Here is a 16881-nt window from a genome sequence, read left to right as displayed (position 1 = left end):
GTGAGCGCCACCGCCGCCACGTCCACCCGCTTCGCCGCACCCTCCCGGCCCACGATCTGCACGCCCAGCAGCCGGCCCGTGCGGTACTCCGCGAACTGTCCGGCCGCGAGGTGGAGGTCCTGCGGCTCGTCGCCGAAGGGCAGTCCAACAAGGCCATCGGTGTCTCCATGGGCCTGTCGGCCCTCACCGTCAAGAGCCACCTCGCCCGAATCGCCCGCAAGCTCGGCACCGGAGACCGCGCAGGCATGGTCGCCGTCGCCCTGCGGACGGGCATCATCCACTGATTCCGCACCCCCGCCGGTGTGCAGAAATGCGGATCCGGCTGGATTACATGCATCGGCGCCCGCCGACGGATCATTCCGTCGACGGGCGCCGCGCATACACAGATACCCTTGATACGTGACCGACGCCCAAGAGACCGCAGCAGACACTTCACTGCGAACCACCGGGGGCGCCCCCCCGGACGACGTCGCCCCGGCGCCGATCCCCTTGCTCGAACCTCGCGAGGGCATTCCACCGGTGGTGGCCTCCGACGATGCCCTCGCCCGGGTGATCGCCGCCTTCGCCGCGGGCTCCGGCCCGGTGGCCGTGGACGCCGAGCGCGCCTCCGGTTACCGGTACGGACAGCGCGCCTATCTCGTACAACTGCGCCGTGACGGCGCGGGCAGCGCGCTCGTCGACCCGGTGGGCTGTCCCGACCTGTCCGGGCTGGGCGAGGCGCTGCGCGGCACCGAGTGGATCCTGCACGCGGCGACCCAGGACCTGCCCTGCCTGCGCGAAATAGGGATGACGCCGACCGGGCTCTTCGACACCGAGCTGGCCGGGCGGCTGGCCGGCTTCCCGCGGGTCGGCCTCGGCGCGATGGTCGAGAGCGTGCTCGGCTACACCCTGGAGAAGGGCCACTCGGCCGTCGACTGGTCGACCCGCCCGCTGCCCGACCCCTGGCTGCGCTACGCGGCACTCGACGTCGAGCTGCTGATCGACCTCCGCAACGCCCTGGAGGAGGAGCTCGACAGGCAGGACAAGCTGGAATGGGCGCGGGAGGAGTTCTCCGCCATCGCCGCGGCACCGCCCGCTCCCCCGCGCCAGGATCCGTGGCGCCGCACGTCCGGCATGCACAAGGTCCGCCGGCGCCGGCAGATGGCGGTGGTCAGGGAGCTGTGGACCATGCGCGACCAGATCGCTCAGCGCCGCGACATCTCGCCCGGAAAGGTGCTCGGCGACGCCGCGATCGTGGAGGCCGCCCTCGCGCTCCCGCCCAACGCCCACGCGCTGACCGCGCTGCCCGGCTTCGGCCACCGCATGGGCCGGCGTCAGCTGGAGCAGTGGCAGGCCGCCGTGGACCGGGCGAAGGAACTGCCCGACGCGGAGCTCCCGCAGCCCGGCCAGCCGCTGGCCGGACCGCCGCCGCCCCGCGCCTGGGCGGACAAGGACCCGGCCGCCGCGGCCCGGCTGTCGGCCGCCCGCACGGCCGTGTCCGAGCTCGCGGAGCGGCTGAACATGCCGCAGGAGAACCTCATCACCCCCGACACCGTGCGCCGGGTGTGCTGGGAACCGCCGAAGAAGCTCACGCCGGACACGGTGGAGAACGCACTCGCCGGCTACGGCGCGCGGCGCTGGCAGATCGAACAAGTGGCCCCCATCCTGCTGCGCGCGCTCGCTTCGGAGGCCTGAGAAGGCATGTGACAGGGTCGCATTCACGCCAGGTTGGCGCGGCCCGCGGCCCATGCGCATCGTTCTCCACATGGCCCGGACGGCCCCCTTTCGGGGCGTCCGGGCCATTTCGCGTATGTGACCTTCGCCGCTCCCGCCGCAAGGACTGGGCAGTCTGGTTACCCGCAAGTAGCATGAGGGTGGCGGCACGCTCCCGGGCGTGCCCCGCAGCAGTGCCATCCCGCACCCTGGAGGAGAGCCACCGTGCCTCGTACCATCCGGGACGTCGTCTTCGTCGACGGCGTCCGCACCCCGTTCGGCAAAGCGGGCCCGAAGGGCATCTACCACGAGACCCGCGCCGACGATCTCGTCGTGAAGGCCATCCGGGAGCTGCTGCGCCGCAACCCGGATCTGGACCCCGCGTTGATCGACGAGGTCGCCATCGCCGCGACCACGCAGATCGGTGACCAGGGCCTCACGCTCGGCCGCACCGCCGGAATCCTGGCCGGGCTGCCGCAGTCGGTCCCCGGTTACTCCATCGACCGCATGTGTGCGGGCGCCCTGACCGCCGTCACCTCGACGGCCGGCTCCATCGCCTTCGGCGCGTACGACGTCGTCGTCGCCGGTGGCGTCGAGCACATGGGCCGCCACCCGATGGGCGAGGGCGTGGACCCGAACCCGCGCTTCGTGTCGGAGAAGCTGGTCGACGAGTCCGCCCTGTTCATGGGCATGACCGCGGAGAACCTGCACGACCGGTACCCCACGATCACCAAGCAGCGCGCCGACGAGTACGCCGTGCGCTCGCAGGAGAAGGCCGCGAAGGCGTACGCCAACGGCAAGATCCAGCAGGACCTGGTGCCGGTCTCCGTGCGCCGCACCAACCCGGAGGCCGGTGAGACGGGTTGGGGCCTGGTCACCGCCGACGAGCCGATGCGTCCGGGCACCACGATGGAGTCCCTGGCCGGTCTGAAGACCCCGTTCCGTGCCCACGGCCGCGTGACGGCCGGTAACGCCGCGGGTCTCAACGACGGCGCCACCGCCTCGCTGCTCGCCGCCGAGGACGTCGCCCGCGAGCTGGGCCTCCCGGTCAGGATGCGCCTCGTCTCCTACGCCTTCGCCGGCGTCGAGCCGGAGGTCATGGGCTACGGCCCGATCCCGGCCACGGAGAAGGCCCTGGCCAAGGCCGGCCTGTCCATCTCGGACATCGGTCTCTTCGAGATCAACGAGGCGTTCGCCGTGCAGGTGCTCGCCTTCCTGGAGCACTACGGCATCGCCGACGACGACGCCCGCGTCAACCAGTACGGCGGCGCCATCGCGTACGGCCACCCGCTGGCCTCCTCCGGCGTCCGGCTGATGACCCAGCTGGCCCGCCAGTTCGAGGAGCAGCCGGAGGTCCGCTACGGCCTGACGACCATGTGCGTCGGCTTCGGCATGGGCGCGACGGTCGTCTGGGAGAACCCGCACTTCAACACCGCCGGAGGCGACAAGTGAGCTCCACCACTGAGCTTCTGAAGGGTGCGGCCGAGCTGTTCCCCGGCGAGGTCGTCACCCAGGCGCACGTACGCCACCTGGACCTCCCGGCCGGTGCGGGCCGCTTCGCCCTCATCACGCTGGACAACGGCCTGGACCACACCAAGCCGACCACCTTCGGACCGCAGTCGCTGGCGAACCTGAACGCCGCGATCGACCAGGTCGAGAAGGAGGCCGCCGAGGGTGCGATCACCGGCATCGGCATCACCGGCAAGCCGTTCATCTTCGCGGTCGGCGCCGACCTCAAGGGCGTCGAGCTGCTGAAGGAGCACAAGGACGCGCTCGCGATCGGCAAGGGCGGTCACGACGTCTTCCGCCGCCTCTCCGGCCTCGCCGTCCCGACGTTCGCGTACTACAACGGCGCGGCGATGGGCGGCGGTGTCGAGGTCGGTCTGCACTGCTCGTACCGCACCGTCTCCAAGGCGCTGCCCGCGTTCTCGCTGCCCGAGGTCTTCCTCGGTCTGGTCCCCGGCTGGGGCGGCTGCGCGCTGCTGCCCAACCTGATCGGTGCCGACCGCGCGGTCTCGGTGATCATCGAGAACTCGCTGAACCAGAACCGGCAGCTCAAGGGCAAGCAGGTCTTCGAGCTCGGGATCGCCGACGCGCTCTTCGAGGGCGCCGACTTCCTGGAGCAGTCGCTGATCTGGACCGCGAACGTGCTGAACGGCACGCTCACGGTGGAGCGCCCCGAGGTCGACCGCGGTGACGCCTGGGACCAGGCCGTCGCCCGCGGCAAGGCCATCGCCGACTCCAAGGTGCACGGCGCCGCCCCGGCCGCGTACCGCGCGCTGGAGATCATCGCCGCGGCCAAGGACGGCGACCTGGGCGCCGGCTTCGACCGTGAGGACCAGGCCCTGGCGGACCTGATCATGGGCGGCGAGCTGCGCTCCGGGATCTACTCGTTCAACCTGGTCCAGAAGCGCGCCAAGCGCCCGGCCGGTGCCCCGGACAAGGCCCTGGCCCGTCCGGTCACCAAGGTCGGCGTGGTGGGCGCGGGCCTGATGGCCAGCCAGCTCGCCCTGCTGTTCCTGCGCCGCCTGGAGGTCCCGGTCGTCCTGACGGACATCGACCAGGCGCGCGTCGACAAGGGTGTGGGCTACGTCCACGCCGAGATCGAGAAGCTGCTCGGCAAGGGACGCATCAACCAGGACAAGGCCAACCGCCTGAAGGCCCTGGTCTCCGGTGTGCTGGACAAGGCGGAGGGCTTCTCCGACGCCGACTTCATCATCGAGGCCGTCTTCGAGGAGATCGGCGTCAAGCAGCAGGTGTTCGCGGAGGTCGAGGCGGTCGCCCCGGCGCACGCGATCCTCGCCACCAACACCTCGTCCCTCTCGGTCACCGAGATGGCGTCGAAGCTGAAGAACCCCGAGCGGGTCGTCGGCTTCCACTTCTTCAACCCGGTCGCGATCCTCCCGCTCCTGGAGATCGTCCGCGGCGAGCAGACGGACGACGCCTCGCTGGCCACGGCCTTCGGTGTCGCGCGGAAGCTGAAGAAGACCGCGGTGCTGGTGAAGGACGCCCCGGCGTTCGTCGTCAACCGCATCCTGACCCGCTTCATGGGCGAGATCCAGAACATCATCGACGAGGGCACCCCCGTCGCCGTCGCCGAGAAGGCCGTCGAACCCCTCGGCCTGCCGATGTCGCCGCTGGTCCTCCTGGAGCTGGTCGGCCCGGCCATCGGCCTGCACGTCTCCGAGACCCTGAACCGCGCCTTCCCGGAGCGCTTCACGGTCTCCGAGAACCTGGCCGCTGTCGTCAAGGCCGGCAAGCGCGGGTTCTACGTCTACGACTCCGGTAAGCCGGAGCTGGACCCGGAGGTCGCCGCACTCCTGAAGCAGGGCGACACCGTCCTGTCCGAGGAGCAGGCCCGCGACCGCGTCCTGGACGCGGTGGCGCAGGAGATCGGCCTGATGCTGGACGAGGGCGTCGTCGCCGAGGCCCAGGACGTCGACCTCTGCCTGATCACGGGCGCGGGCTGGCCCTTCCACCTGGGCGGCATCACGCCGTACCTGGACCGCGAGGGTGTCTCGGAGCGGGTGAACGGGAAGACGTTCCTGGAGCGGGGCGTGGCGAGCGTTCCGGCGTAGCGTGCCCCTTCCTTGAACTGCGGCCCGGCACCCACGTGCCGGGCCGCAGTTCATTCGGTGATCACCGCCAGGGCCGTGGCCACCGCTCGCTCCGTCCGAGGACCACCGGGCGATTGCGTGGGCCGGTTCCACACCTTGTCCTCGACCACCATCGTCGTCGATCCTCCGCCGTCCAGGTTGAGGGCGTCGGTCGCCCCCATCGAGATCAGGATGTCCGCCGCCTCCTGGAGGGACACGCCGACGCTGATGCCGGGCCTCCGTCCGTCGAACGTCACCAGGAGCAGGGTTCCGTCCGCGGTGATGCCCGCCACGGTCCTGGGCTCCCGCCGCGTCAGCGCGGTGCGGGAGAACCCGTTGGCCTCGGCGTTGATCCGTATGCGTCCGTCACGGACCAGTGAGGGACCCGCCCCGACGACCGAGCTCTGCGCTCCTGACAGGCGTGCGCCCCGGCTGTCGTACATGGCAGAAGTCACCGTGACGGTCGCACCGGGCCGCGCATGGCGTGCGAGCCACGCCGCGCCCTTGCCGATCCCGGACAGGACGCGTCCCCCCGGCGGGATCCGGCCCCCCGCGGGAACCCGCAGTGCGGAAACCCTCCCCGTGCGGTCGATGAGGGCGTCCTGGCTGTCCTTGCCGCCCTCGGGCGACGAAACGCCCCACGCCGCCCCGATGTCCACGATCTCGTCCGGGTCCACGCACAACTGGTTGTGGACGGGAAAGGAGACCAGCTCCCCCGTGCGGGAAAGGCGATCGCCGCCGACACCCCCGCAGCCCACGATGCGCCCGGGCACCCTGTTGATCCCGTCCAGTTCCCGGTGCGCGCCGTCGGACGCGACGAGGGACGAGGACGTGGTGATCTCGTCGATGCGGTGTCGCGCGCGGGTGCCGCCCAGGATCAGGGCGGTTCGCCCCTGCGCCGCCTCGCTCAGCAGGCTTCCCCCCGTCGCGTACACGCCGAGCGGGTCCCCCTCGTAGCCGCTGAACGCCGGCCCACCGCGTATGTCGAAGTACGAAGCGTTCACCGCAGCCCAGGCACCAACCTCATGGGCCATACGCCGCACGGTCTCGGCCGTGGCAAGGCTCCTGCCGTGCACGCCCTTCACCGTCACTCGCGCATCGGGCGAGAGGGCCATGGCGCTGATCCGGACGGGGCTTCCGTCAGCGAGCCGTCGGGTGGAGCGGGTGAGTCGCACTCCGTCCGGCAAGGCCGGGGCGGGCACGCCGGCAGCCGATGCCGCGGGACGTTCCGGGGGCGGAACGCCTGGGCTGCCGCCGTGACCCGCTCCCGGGCCGCACCCCGCCACGAGGCCGATGACCAGGGCGCACACGCCGATCCGACGGCCTGCCGGTGCCACACTGCCCCCACGCGCACTCAACGGTTCGATCCGTGGACTCATCCCACCGGCCCTCGCTGCGGGTCTCAGCCCGCGATTACCCCCGGTGTCGCGCTCAGATCACCCACGAAGACGGTGACCTGCGTGCGCGTGAGCCGATCCGTCGCGTCGGCGAGTACGTAGTCGAACGAGTCGTAGCCCGCGAAACCGCTGACCGGGCTGTAGGTGACCAACCCGTCCCGGCCCACACCGGTGTCTCCGTAGCGGGCCGGACCGACGCCGACGAGTCGCGCGCCCTCACCCAGTCCGTCCGTAAGACCGTCGAGCACGCCCCGGTACCCCGGCGGCACCGTGAGCTTTCTCCCCTGGGCCGGGAACGAGGCGATCCGGTAGCCGAGTTGCTTGATCGACCGGGTGCTCGCCGTAAGGCTGCTTCCCCCGTCGGCGATGATGCCCGCCCGCAGCTGCGGAACGAAGAAGGCGTCCCGGGCCACCTTCTCGCGGACCTTCAGCGCGAACCGGGCAGTCCTCTCCTCCCCCGGCACAGTGGAGGTCGCATACCGGTCGCCCACTGCGAGAAGGCTCATGCCCGCGGCGCGTTCCACCACTGCCGCCTCGTCGAAGGACTCGACCATCAAGTAACCGTAGTAGCGCGAACCCGGCCCCTCGGGTATGACCCTGAACTCGAACTCGGCCGTCTCACCCGGCCTCAGTGGAAGCGCCGGGTCCTTGTCGCCGTAGAGCTCCACTGTGCACACGATGGCCGGGTGGCCGGGCTGCACGCTCCTCAGACGCGCGATCGGGTACATCCGCCGCGTGTCCGTCACAGCTCCGCCCCCGCGCCGACGGTCCGGGCCCGTGTCAGGGCGGCGTGCGTCTCGTCGTCGAGCCAGGTCACCGCCGTGGCCGGGAAATCCTGCCGGTCGAGATCAACGGCCCAATTCGGCGGGACGATCTGCTGCGCAACGAGGGAGTAGGCGACGAAACGGGCGCACGCGATGGCTCCGGCAGGAACCAGGTGCCCTGGATCGTCGAAGCCGTCGGGGTAATTGGGATGCTCACCCGGCCGAAGGTGCACGAAAAACGAACGGGTGCCTTCGTCTCCGAGGTCGGTCCACCACGAGAGGCTCTGGTGGTACAGGTCGATGTACGGCGTACTGGTTTCGACGGCGACGTCACTCATCGCCATGGCGTATTCCACATGTTCTCGCGACAGGTTTCCGTGCACGTCGTACGTGTCCCGTTCGTGAGTGCTCACCAGTACCGGATGAGCGTTACGCGAACGAGCACCATCCACGAAACGGCGGAGACAGGTCCGGAAGTCGCCGAACGCCTCGGTTCTCAGCCATTTCTCGGGCTTGGCATCGTTGATGCCGAACGAGATGAGCATGTAGTCGCCCGGCGCGATGTTCTCAAGGATCCAGTCCAGTCGGCCGCGTTCGCTGAACGTACGGGAACTGGCACCTGCCCGGGCGCAGTTCACTATGTCGACCCGGCGGTCGAAGAATAGGGGAAGCGCCTGCCCCCACCCTGTCATCGGCGCCCGGCTCATTTCTCTGTCGACTGAAGTCGAATCACCGGCGATGAAGATCCGATAGGTGTGTTGCATGTCCCCGTGGTTCTCAGGCAGCACTTCCCCACACCTTCTCCGTCTGCCGCACATGCCCCGGGACCACCGGCCCCGGAGGGGCCAGTGAACTGGCGCCCACGGATCCCAGACCGTCGATCGCCTCGAAGACTCTTTCGCAGTTCCCGTGGTCTCGGTGGGCAAAGAACTGCTCGGCCCGCTCACGGTAAGGAGATTGCACGACGAATCGATTCCTGATCGAAGCGATGATTTCATTCACGGCCCCGTCCACCGTGCGGCAGACCGGACCGAAACCGTCGTCCGAGAGGTTGAAATAGCCTCGCTTGTAGTGACGCCCGTAGAAATCCTCCTCGTCGAACGGGACATAGACGATCGGGGTGTCCATGTATGCCACGTCGAAGAACACGGACGAATAGTCCGTCACCATCAGGGAGCACTCCTTCATCGCCTGCTGCACATTCCGCGACTGCGGATCGGCCACGATGATCGAAGGCGACTCGAGCTGGAAATGATGCAGGTAGGGCCGGATCTCGTAGTGCGGGAAGAACTCCAGATCGACTCCGAAATGCTCCAGCGCCTTCGTCAGCCGGGGGTCGGAAAGCAGCGCACGGTAGAACCGGAAGTACTCGGACTGCGTGAACGACGTCTTCGCGGGGCCCGCGCCCTTTTTGTAAGAGGCCGTGACAATCCACTGGCGCCAGGTGGGCATGAGAAGGATCCTCGGGCGCTCCCTCGGCTCCTTGCGCAGGGCGTCGAACCGGGTGAATCCGGCGAGAACCGCCCTAGCCCCATACCCCGCCTCTTCAGCGAAGAACTCGCGCTCCTGACGCCCGCCGGTAATGATCATGTCGTAGCTTGTGACCCACTGCGAGGCACCACTGGTCACGTCGTTGTACGTGATTCCGTGTTGCAGGAATATGCGCTGGTAGCGGATCAGTTCGCCGAACCGGTGCAGGTACAGAGCCTTCCGGTAGCCCTGCGGGACCAGGTAGGACTCGGAATCATAAGCCCCGATGAGCTTGGTCGCGTGGAGCAGGTACATGCGATGCTTCCACGAGCCGAGTTTCAGCACATTTCCATAGGGGCTGACCTTCGCGAAGTCAGGAGAGTCACCGTCGATGACGTAGTAGGCACGACAACGCTTCCGGTTCTCCCTGATCCACTTGAAGAAGTGATACGAGTTGTCCTGTGCCGTGTCGGAACGTTCGCCGATGATCCATATCTCGCGCCCGTGCAACAGGGGATAAACGAGCCAGTAGGCCAGCCTCATCCTCCAGCCCGGGTTCCGCCTTTTCATAATCCTTAGTTCACGCGCAGTCCGCCAGAGAGTCTGCTTCAGACGAGCCTTCACCGTACGGCCGATCAGCCTGAAGTGCAGGGAGTCACTGTCGCCAATCGTCATCATGTACGAGTGATCACCCACTTCACCCATCCCTTTGAGACGGTGCAGCGGCAGACGCGCCTTCATCACCACATTTCGGTGACGCTTTCCGTCCGGTGAATGCACGCGCAACCGGAAGTCCCCCGCTTTGAAGCCTCCCCGGACGAGCAGGTTCGACGGAATCTCCGCATACCAGCCGGCATAGACATCCTTGCCATTCCTGGCATTGTTGAGATCACGCCTGTAGATCTGGCGAAGCGGTACTACGATCTTCTCCGCGCGCGTCTGATGGACGAACTCCAGGCGGTTGACGAACTTCGAGTCGATGTTCATGCCCGGGAAGGACATGCAGCCCTCCACAACCAGAACGGACCCACGCGAGCGCACCGATTCCACAACGACGTTGGGATCCTTCACGCGGGCCGCACTCGACTGCCGTACTGGATTTCCGAACATGCGGTAGAAGCCCTGGTCATCCACATGCACGACCAACGGGACGTTTTCCAGAATATCCTCGGGGGCGACAAACAGGGCAAAATTGCCCGTCTTCGCCGCGTAGTGGTCGAGTTGCTGCGCCGGGTTGGTCACGAACTCGTCGATCACATCGTCCGGAATATCCTCGTAGTGCGCAGTGATACCCGGGAATATCTGCTCGAGCTGCGATCTCCCCATCATATTGCGGGCATTGCAGAGGAATCCCTTGTACGTGCGAGTCACATACCTCTGGAATATCCTGCGAATTTCCGGTGATTCACCCGCCGACATGTTCAGCAGGAAGTGGTTGAGCTTCAGGTGGTCCCAGTAGTTCGCCGGCTTGCTCCACAGAGAGTCCATGATGGACGAACCGTCGGGACGACCGCGGTAGTAGTAGACGGGCCGATCCACGATGCTGACGGCGTGGGAGCGCAGCATGGCCGGCAGCGTCAGCCATGCGTCCTCGAAGTGGACGCCCTCCCCGAAGCGGAGGCCAAGATCGCGCAGCAGGCGGGTCCTGAAGAGTTTGTTGCAGGCCGAACCGCTGAAGACCAGGTCGGGCACCTCCGCGAGGTTGTCCACCACTCGGTCGCCCGCTCCGAAGTACTGCTTCCAGGGGCCGTAGGGCCGGTCCGGGAAGTTGACCAGGTCACCGACCACAACGTCTGATGCGTCGCGCCGGGCTGCCCGGAGCATCTCCGCCAGGGCGTCCTCGCCGAGGATGTCGTCGGAGTCCAAGAACGTGACGAAGGGAGCAGTGACTTGGTCGAGGCCGTTGTTGCGGGCGTTCCCGAGACCGCCGTTCTGCTGGTGAACCACGACCACGTTGGCGTAGAACCCGGCGAAGTGGTCGAGCATGCGGGAGGTCGCGTCCGTGGATCCGTCATCCACGAGGATCACCTGGGTCTCCGCGAAGCCGCGCTGGGCGGCGACCGAGCCAAGACAGTCGTCGATGTACTTCTCGACGTTGTAGCAGGGCACGACGACCGCGAGATCGTAGTCGCCCGTCACGTACGGCAGAGGCGCAGAGATCTTGTTCCGCCACCACATCCAGGGGGCGGTCGGGTCGCTCTGCTCCGCGTCGAACGTCCTGCGCCCGTCTGCGGCGCATCGCAGGGCGAGATTGCCGCTGACGGTGCGGTACCCCTCAAGGTCCTGGCCCCGCGCCCGGAAGGAGAAATCGGAGAGGTCGACGTCGCGCACGTTGAGCGGGGACCGGGAGCGTGTCCGCTTCCACTCAACGATGACGGACACGTTCCAGACAGTACTTTCGGAGAAGTCCGGACCGAGCACGGACTCCAGATGCACCAGACCGTCAAACGACACGAACCGTTCGTCGACCTCCGTGCTCGATATCGCAGCGGTGAGGTCGCGCTTCGTGTGCCGGTTGCGAACGGCCAGGGTGAGCTTGAGGTCATCGCCCGCCGCTATCCGCCCGAACCGGTTGACGAGACTGCCCTCGAAGCGGAGTTTCCCTCCCGCAACCGACCAGTGCTCCAGTTGAGCGAAGAGCGGTACCTGCGAGAGGTTCGCGGCGGGCAGACCGAGTTCCGTCACATCGAGCATGCGCCGGGCCTCGGGCAGATGCAGGTGGTCGCCCGACCAGTAGACGCGTCCTTCCTCCTCAACCAGGAAGGACGAAAGCGTGCTCTTGCGCTGTGCGTAGTCCAGCGTCGTGAGTGCCGCTTCGATCTCCTGGTACATGAGGAGAAACGCACGGACCCGGTCGACGGGGTCGCACAGCTCGAACGCCTCCTCGCTGATGGAGAAGAGGTAGTTGCTCGCTATCTGCGCGAAACCCTGCTGGAAGTCCGAGCCGCCCTCGGCGAGTGCCCTCATGTAGAGACGAAGGTCGTGTGCGAGGAACTTGGAGTCCTTGCGCACCTTGAGCTGCCACAGACCGCGGTCCAGAAGGAACGCGTCAGTGGCGCGGTGCACCGTGATCCGGTCCGCGATGCTGCGGAGTTCGCCCGTCCGGCCGGTGATCGAGGTGCCTTCGGACTCCCACATCCACCGGTAGACCGGATCGGTGATGATCGTGATCCCGTCTGCCAGACAGCCGGCCACGGTGGAGAAGTAGGTGTCCTCGTAGAAGACGCCTTCGGGAAAATAGACCCCTTGCGACCGCAGGAAGTCCACCCGGTACAGCTTCGCCGCTGCGATCGGGTCAGTGAGCATCAACGGGAATTCCGTGAGGTTGGGGACGGTGCGTCCCAGCGCGAAGACCTCGGGAGCCCATGTCTGGCTGTCGCCGCTGGTCCGGTTGATCCGGACGGCCTTGCCCGCGGTGATGTCGCTGCCCGTTTCCAGAGCGCTTGCCAACAGCAGTTCACAAGCGCGCGGCGGCAGTTCGTCGTCGGCGTCGAGGAACATCACATAGCGGCCCGCGGCCTGGGCGATGCCCATGTTGCGCGGCGCACCGACTCCACCACTGTTCTGCTGTCGGCGCAGTACACGCACCCGCGGATTGTTACCCGCGAAACCCGCGACGACGTCGAGCGTGTTGTCCGTCGAGGCGTCGTCGACGATGACGACCTCGACCAGCTCGTACGTCTGGTTGACCGCCGACTGGACCGCCTTGCCGATGGTCGTCGCGGCGTTGTAGGCGGGGATGACCACTGTCACCCAGACGTCAGGGCTGTCCCGTTCGTTCATCGGACGCTCTCTCGCTCACCCGGGTATCCGTATTGCTGGGACAGCGGGTGGTAGGTATCGGTGACGTGCGGCCCGCTGGGGCCGTACCCGTCCCCCGGCTGTTGTACGTCCGTCTGCACGCCGGGTTCCCAGGCCTGCGGTTCGTGCAACGTGTACGGCTCGGGGTACGGCTGGAAGTACGGGTCCTCGTCGGGCAGCGGCTCGACAAGCCTCTGGGCCGCCAGGAATTCATCCTGCACTCCCCGGCGATGACGACCGCGGTGCAGGTGGGGGGCTATGGTGCCCGCGTCGGTGGGGGCCGTGCGCAGTTCTTCCATGACGGCGGTGAAGTCACGGGTGGACAGCCAGAACTTGTACATGATGATCAGTTCGAAAATGCCGAGCAGCACAGCGGAGACAAGGGTGGTCATCAGGATCTGGCCGACCAGCGGACCCACGATGAAGATGAACATCTGGAACTCGATGCCGCTGATCAGGTGCGGCCGGATCCGGCTGCGGAGCAGTGCTTGGCGGAACCGCTGGTACCAGGGGAAACGGTGGCGGAACTGCGCGTGCAGGTCCACGACGTGATCGGCGTCCACCTGCTGCTTGAGCGTCTCGGCCTCTGCTTCGGGATTCTCGCGCAGCAGGTCTTCCATGAACTGAATCTGCGGGACCGCCGTCGCGCCCGTCGTGGCCTCGGCTTCGGCGAGTTCGGCCTCCTGCCTCTCTCGGGTGACCTTCTCGATCTTCGTACGCATGGACATGCGCATCTTGTAGATCTGCAGAGCGTCCACGTAGCGAAGCATGTCGAGGAAGACGACGAGCAGCGCTGCCAGCAGGTACCGCTCGTCCCCGTTCCGCAGATACTGGCCGCCCATGAGCGCAAGGGCGCAGAAGAGCACACGGATGCGGTCGAAGACGTAGTCCAGCCAGCCGCCGAACACGGTGCCGTTGCCCTTGAGGCGTGCGAGCTTGCCGTCGATGCAGTCGAAGATGAAGCTCAGGTGGTAGAGCGCGGCCCCGATGATCAGGGACTGCGTGTCGCCTTTGAGGAACAGTGCCGCAGATCCGAGCCCGATGAAGAGTGCGGCCCAGGTCACGCGGTTCGGCGTGATGAAGCGGAACCGGGCCATGACGATGAGCATGCGCGTCGCGAGGGGATCAACGAGGAGGACCGTCCACCAGGCGTCACGCTTCTTGCATGTCAGCTTCTGGACAGCGCGCAAGGACAGCTTGGCCATAACCCCTCAGTCACGAGAACGACAGCAACCAGCCCGGGTCACTGCAGTTCAGGCCAGAGGTGCCTTCATCTTCGCAACATGTCCACGGGTCCCTCACATGAAGGCTTGGCGGACTTTATCAAAATCTAAACAGAAGTTCATCACTGTTAGACGCTCACGCGAAGCCATACGGTCATACCCGGCCATGAACATTACACTGAGTGCCACGGGCCGAACTCGAGGCCCCCTGTTCGTGACTCTGGGTTCGCAACAGAGAGCTCTGCCTCTCCTGAGACCGCCGCGACCGTGACCATCCCGGTACGATCCCGGACCACCGCCACCCCGTAAGTCGCTTTCCCGGCCAGGCTGTTCCACCACACCCCGCCGTCAGGCCGGCCCTCGAGGAACGCGCCGACCGCACACGTTCCAGCGCCGTCGGAACTCACGAGCAACGAGTAGCCCCAACCGTCCACCTCGACACCGCGCACCCCCGTGAGCGGCCCTTCCCCGCCGGAACCGCCGAGGGGGACCGGTGCTGTCGATCCCACCTGCCACAGACACGGCTCGCCGGTCCGGAGGTCGCGGAATACAACAGTCCCCGGCTCGGGACCCGCCGCCATGGTTCCGGGGCGGGGCTCGAACGGCACCGCGCGGTCCTCGATCCACTCCCCGTCGTACCCCGAGCGGTGCCAGCGCACGACGCCATCCGAGTCCCTCGCTCGCGCCAGGAGGTCGATCTCTCCCTTGTGCGTAGTGATCGTCACCAGTTCGTCGGCCACGCGCACACCCGAGAGGTGCCGCCAGGGGGTCCAGACCCCGTCCGGCCGCTGCTCGCGATAGCTGACGCTGTGCCCAAAATTCCTTGTGAAGACCACGAGGCCGCCCAGGGCGTCGAACCCGGCAGCGGGAAATCCGGTCTCCCGGCTCTTGTACGCGTCGCCGGCGTTCGGGCTGCCCAGGGAATGCCACGGAGTGAGCGGATGCCCGGTGCGGTACTGGGCGGCGTGCACGATCTCAATGTCCTCGCCTCCATCCTTTCGGGCGGTCCTGCGCAGCGCGAAGAGATGAGCCAGACCAGAGACGTCCCGCACCACGCGGAGGCCGGGCATGAGTCTCGGCCCCGGCAGAAGCTCCGGGCCGTCCCAGGCAGTACCGTGCTGCCCCGATTGGGTCCACCTCAGTACACCGGCGGCAGAGGCCAGAAACGCGGTCAGCCTGCCACCGAAGCCCTCGGTCAGCCAGCCGGTGACAGCCGGATAACGAGGGCTGAAGGCGGCGGGGGCCGCCGCCGTACGCATGCAGTCCACGAAAAGGGGAGTCGACGACTCCAGCTGGTACTCGCGTGCGGCCTGCAGCGTGAGCAAGGCCGCCGCGGCGCGCTCGGGGGGCTCGTCGTACACGGGGCTGCCCAGATCCGTGTCCCAGTCCCGATGGGTCGGATCGGGGTCCGGCATCAGGATCCGCTGGGGTCGCAGCGCGCGCAGCTCCTTCAGGAGCTCGGCGACGCCCGTCCGGCGCTCGTCGTTCACGATTCGAGGCGGGCCCGCCATCCGGCATCCGCGCCCGGAGGCCTCGGCAAACGCGCGATCCAGGGCGGCCCGGCCTTGCCGGCCCTCGTCCCGGAGACAGATCACACTGATCTCGCCCCCACCGGCCCTCTCGGCCGCGAGGAGCATTGCGGCGTCGCTCGCGCACTCCGCGACTATGGCCACCCGGCCGTTACCGGCAATGGGTTTCATATCCGGCTCCAGTCGCTCAAGGTCAGGCCCGGCCCGTCCGTCTGTCGTGCGAGGACGAAGTGCCCGTCACTCCCGATAGCCGCCAGGACCGCCCGCCCGTGTCCGTCGAGCGCGAGCGCCGGGTCTCCGACGCAGGCCGTCCCGCCTTCCGTCCACCACATTCCGCCCCGTTCCGCCTCGGTCGCACAGGCCCCCACGTGGACCGCACCGTCCGTACCCCGCAACGCCAGCAGCGTGCAGTCGAAACCATCCACCGTCGCACGCAGCGCCGCGGTCCGCCCGTCGCCGGGAGCTCCGCCGAGAGGCATCGGCCAGCTTCCGGCGCGAAAGGCGACGACCCCCGTGCCACGGACGTCGGTCAGGTAGTGCGTCACCCGGCCAGGAGCGGTCTCCAAGGATGTCGCAGAGCCGGGCAAGGGGATCACTCCGGCGTCATATCCCCGGACCAGGGGCCCGCCCGGATCGTTCTGGCGCAGATGGAGAGCTGCCCCGCGGGTGGGAAGGAGCACCTCGACCAGCCCGGCTGCCGTCGCCGCGAGCGAAGGCTGGTCGGTAACACCGGCGACGTCGAGCTCTCGCCACGCCTCCCACTGCCCGTGCTTGTCCTCACGTCGCAGCGCCGCGCCTCCCCATGCCGTGGGAACGCAGACGTACAGCGCGCCCCCGGCGGCCACGGCAGCTGCGGGAGCCCCCACTTGCTCGGAGCGGTCAATGTCCTTGAAGGGACTACCCAACGACCGCCACTCGGTCACGGGGCGGCCGGTCTGGTACTGAGTGGCGCACATGATGTCCACAGCCGATCTGCCGTCGGCCTTCGGCCGCACCCGGCGTCCGACCAAGTGGGCGTAGCGATTTGGTCCCTGAACCACGGTGAGGTGCGTCAGGTTCTTCGCCGGGAACGCGTCCGGCCCCGACCAGCGCGGACCGCCCACGCGCTCTTCCGTCCACCGGAGGAGCGCGTCCTCGGTGTGCACGTAGGCAGTGAGCCTGGCGTCCTGGCCGACCAGCAGCCACGGACCGCCCAGGACTCGGCCGAGCGGTCCTGCCGCATCAGTGGCGGCAGGCCCGCCCCGTCGTCCCCCTTGGGGCAGGGCACCCCGCATGGCTTGTCCTCAACCTTCCAGGGCAGCGGGCCCCCCTATCGAGGGCCAGAATCGAGACATCATAGGCGGGAACAGGCGCGTGAACGGATGGCTGCTTCCACTCCTCGGAAGCGTGCCCGGTCGGCGGCGGGCACC

General features: G+C 67.6%; 11 protein-coding genes. 4 read left to right on the top strand and 7 right to left on the bottom strand.

Translation table 11 applies throughout. The features are described 5' to 3' along the window. The 4 genes from EAO72_RS37750 to EAO72_RS37735 all read left to right on the top strand — a co-directional run. Positions 1 to 284 (top strand): response regulator transcription factor (locus EAO72_RS37750; RefSeq protein ID WP_261991765.1); only part of this gene is annotated, 284 nt, incomplete at its 5' end. A gap of 115 nt (positions 285 to 399) precedes the next feature. After that, entirely contained in the window at positions 400 to 1674 is a 1275-nt protein-coding gene (locus EAO72_RS37745) for a ribonuclease D (protein ID WP_187285343.1), read from the top strand. A 243-nt stretch (positions 1675 to 1917) separates the two neighbouring features. Next, positions 1918 to 3144: a thiolase family protein gene (locus EAO72_RS37740; protein ID WP_148021497.1), complete on the top strand. Its 1227-nt coding sequence runs from the start codon at positions 1918 to 1920 to the stop codon at positions 3142 to 3144. Then, entirely contained in the window at positions 3141 to 5270 is a 2130-nt protein-coding gene (locus tag EAO72_RS37735; protein ID WP_148021496.1) for a 3-hydroxyacyl-CoA dehydrogenase NAD-binding domain-containing protein, read from the top strand. The genes EAO72_RS37740 and EAO72_RS37735 overlap by 4 nt, the downstream gene beginning before the upstream one ends. 50 nt (positions 5271 to 5320) lie before the next feature. On the opposite strand, the gene EAO72_RS37730 is transcribed toward EAO72_RS37735, so the two are convergent. From EAO72_RS37730 to EAO72_RS37700, 7 genes are all read right to left on the bottom strand, one after another. Continuing rightward, on the bottom strand, positions 5321 to 6322 hold the full coding sequence (locus EAO72_RS37730; RefSeq protein WP_261991764.1) for a phosphodiester glycosidase family protein: 1002 nt from the start codon (positions 6320 to 6322) through the stop codon (positions 5321 to 5323). A 368-nt stretch (positions 6323 to 6690) separates the two neighbouring features. After that, positions 6691 to 7353, bottom strand: coding sequence for a cadherin-like domain-containing protein (locus EAO72_RS37725; RefSeq protein WP_261991763.1), 663 nt, complete (start codon positions 7351 to 7353; stop codon positions 6691 to 6693). Positions 7354 to 7427: 74 nt separating this feature from the next. Next, positions 7428 to 8213 carry a rhamnogalacturonan acetylesterase gene (locus EAO72_RS37720; protein ID WP_148021495.1) on the bottom strand — a complete coding sequence of 262 codons (786 nt, stop codon included), beginning with the start codon at positions 8211 to 8213 and terminating at the stop codon, positions 7428 to 7430. Positions 8214 to 8226: 13 nt separating this feature from the next. After that, a complete protein-coding gene (locus EAO72_RS37715; protein ID WP_148021494.1) occupies positions 8227 to 12702 on the bottom strand; it encodes a bifunctional glycosyltransferase/CDP-glycerol:glycerophosphate glycerophosphotransferase in 4476 nt (1491 codons plus the stop codon). Further along, positions 12699 to 13925, bottom strand: a complete 1227-nt coding sequence (locus EAO72_RS37710) for a CDP-alcohol phosphatidyltransferase family protein (RefSeq protein ID WP_148021493.1) — start codon at positions 13923 to 13925, stop codon at positions 12699 to 12701. Before EAO72_RS37710 ends, EAO72_RS37715 begins: the two co-directional genes overlap by 4 nt. 191 nt (positions 13926 to 14116) lie before the next feature. Further along, the gene (locus EAO72_RS37705; protein WP_261991761.1) at positions 14117 to 15580 is read right to left on the bottom strand and encodes a PLL family lectin; all 1464 of its coding nucleotides are present in this window, start codon (positions 15578 to 15580) and stop codon (positions 14117 to 14119) included. A 59-nt stretch (positions 15581 to 15639) separates the two neighbouring features. Beyond that, positions 15640 to 16746 carry a PLL family lectin gene (locus tag EAO72_RS37700; protein ID WP_261991760.1) on the bottom strand — a complete coding sequence of 369 codons (1107 nt, stop codon included), beginning with the start codon at positions 16744 to 16746 and terminating at the stop codon, positions 15640 to 15642. Between the last annotated feature and the right edge of the window lie 135 nt (positions 16747 to 16881).

Origin of the sequence: Streptomyces sp. OR43 (assembly GCF_008042275.1) — a bacterium.
Classification (GTDB): Bacteria; Actinomycetota; Actinomycetes; order Streptomycetales; family Streptomycetaceae; genus Streptomyces.
The sequence above is the reverse complement of the archived record's forward strand: the minus strand, read 5'-3'. Positions and strand labels throughout refer to the sequence as shown.

Coding starts and splice junctions, on each gene's coding strand:
- EAO72_RS37730 (WP_261991764.1), bottom strand. CDS start 6,322: ATGGCCCATGAGGTTGGTGCCTGGGCTGCGGTGAACGCTTCGTACTTC.
- EAO72_RS37705 (WP_261991761.1), bottom strand. CDS start 15,580: ATGCTCCTCGCGGCCGAGAGGGCCGGTGGGGGCGAGATCAGTGTGATC.
- EAO72_RS37715 (WP_148021494.1), bottom strand. CDS start 12,702: ATGAACGAACGGGACAGCCCTGACGTCTGGGTGACAGTGGTCATCCCC.
- EAO72_RS37700 (WP_261991760.1), bottom strand. CDS start 16,746: ATGCGGGGTGCCCTGCCCCAAGGGGGACGACGGGGCGGGCCTGCCGCC.
- EAO72_RS37720 (WP_148021495.1), bottom strand. CDS start 8,213: ATGCAACACACCTATCGGATCTTCATCGCCGGTGATTCGACTTCAGTC.
- EAO72_RS37710 (WP_148021493.1), bottom strand. CDS start 13,925: ATGGCCAAGCTGTCCTTGCGCGCTGTCCAGAAGCTGACATGCAAGAAG.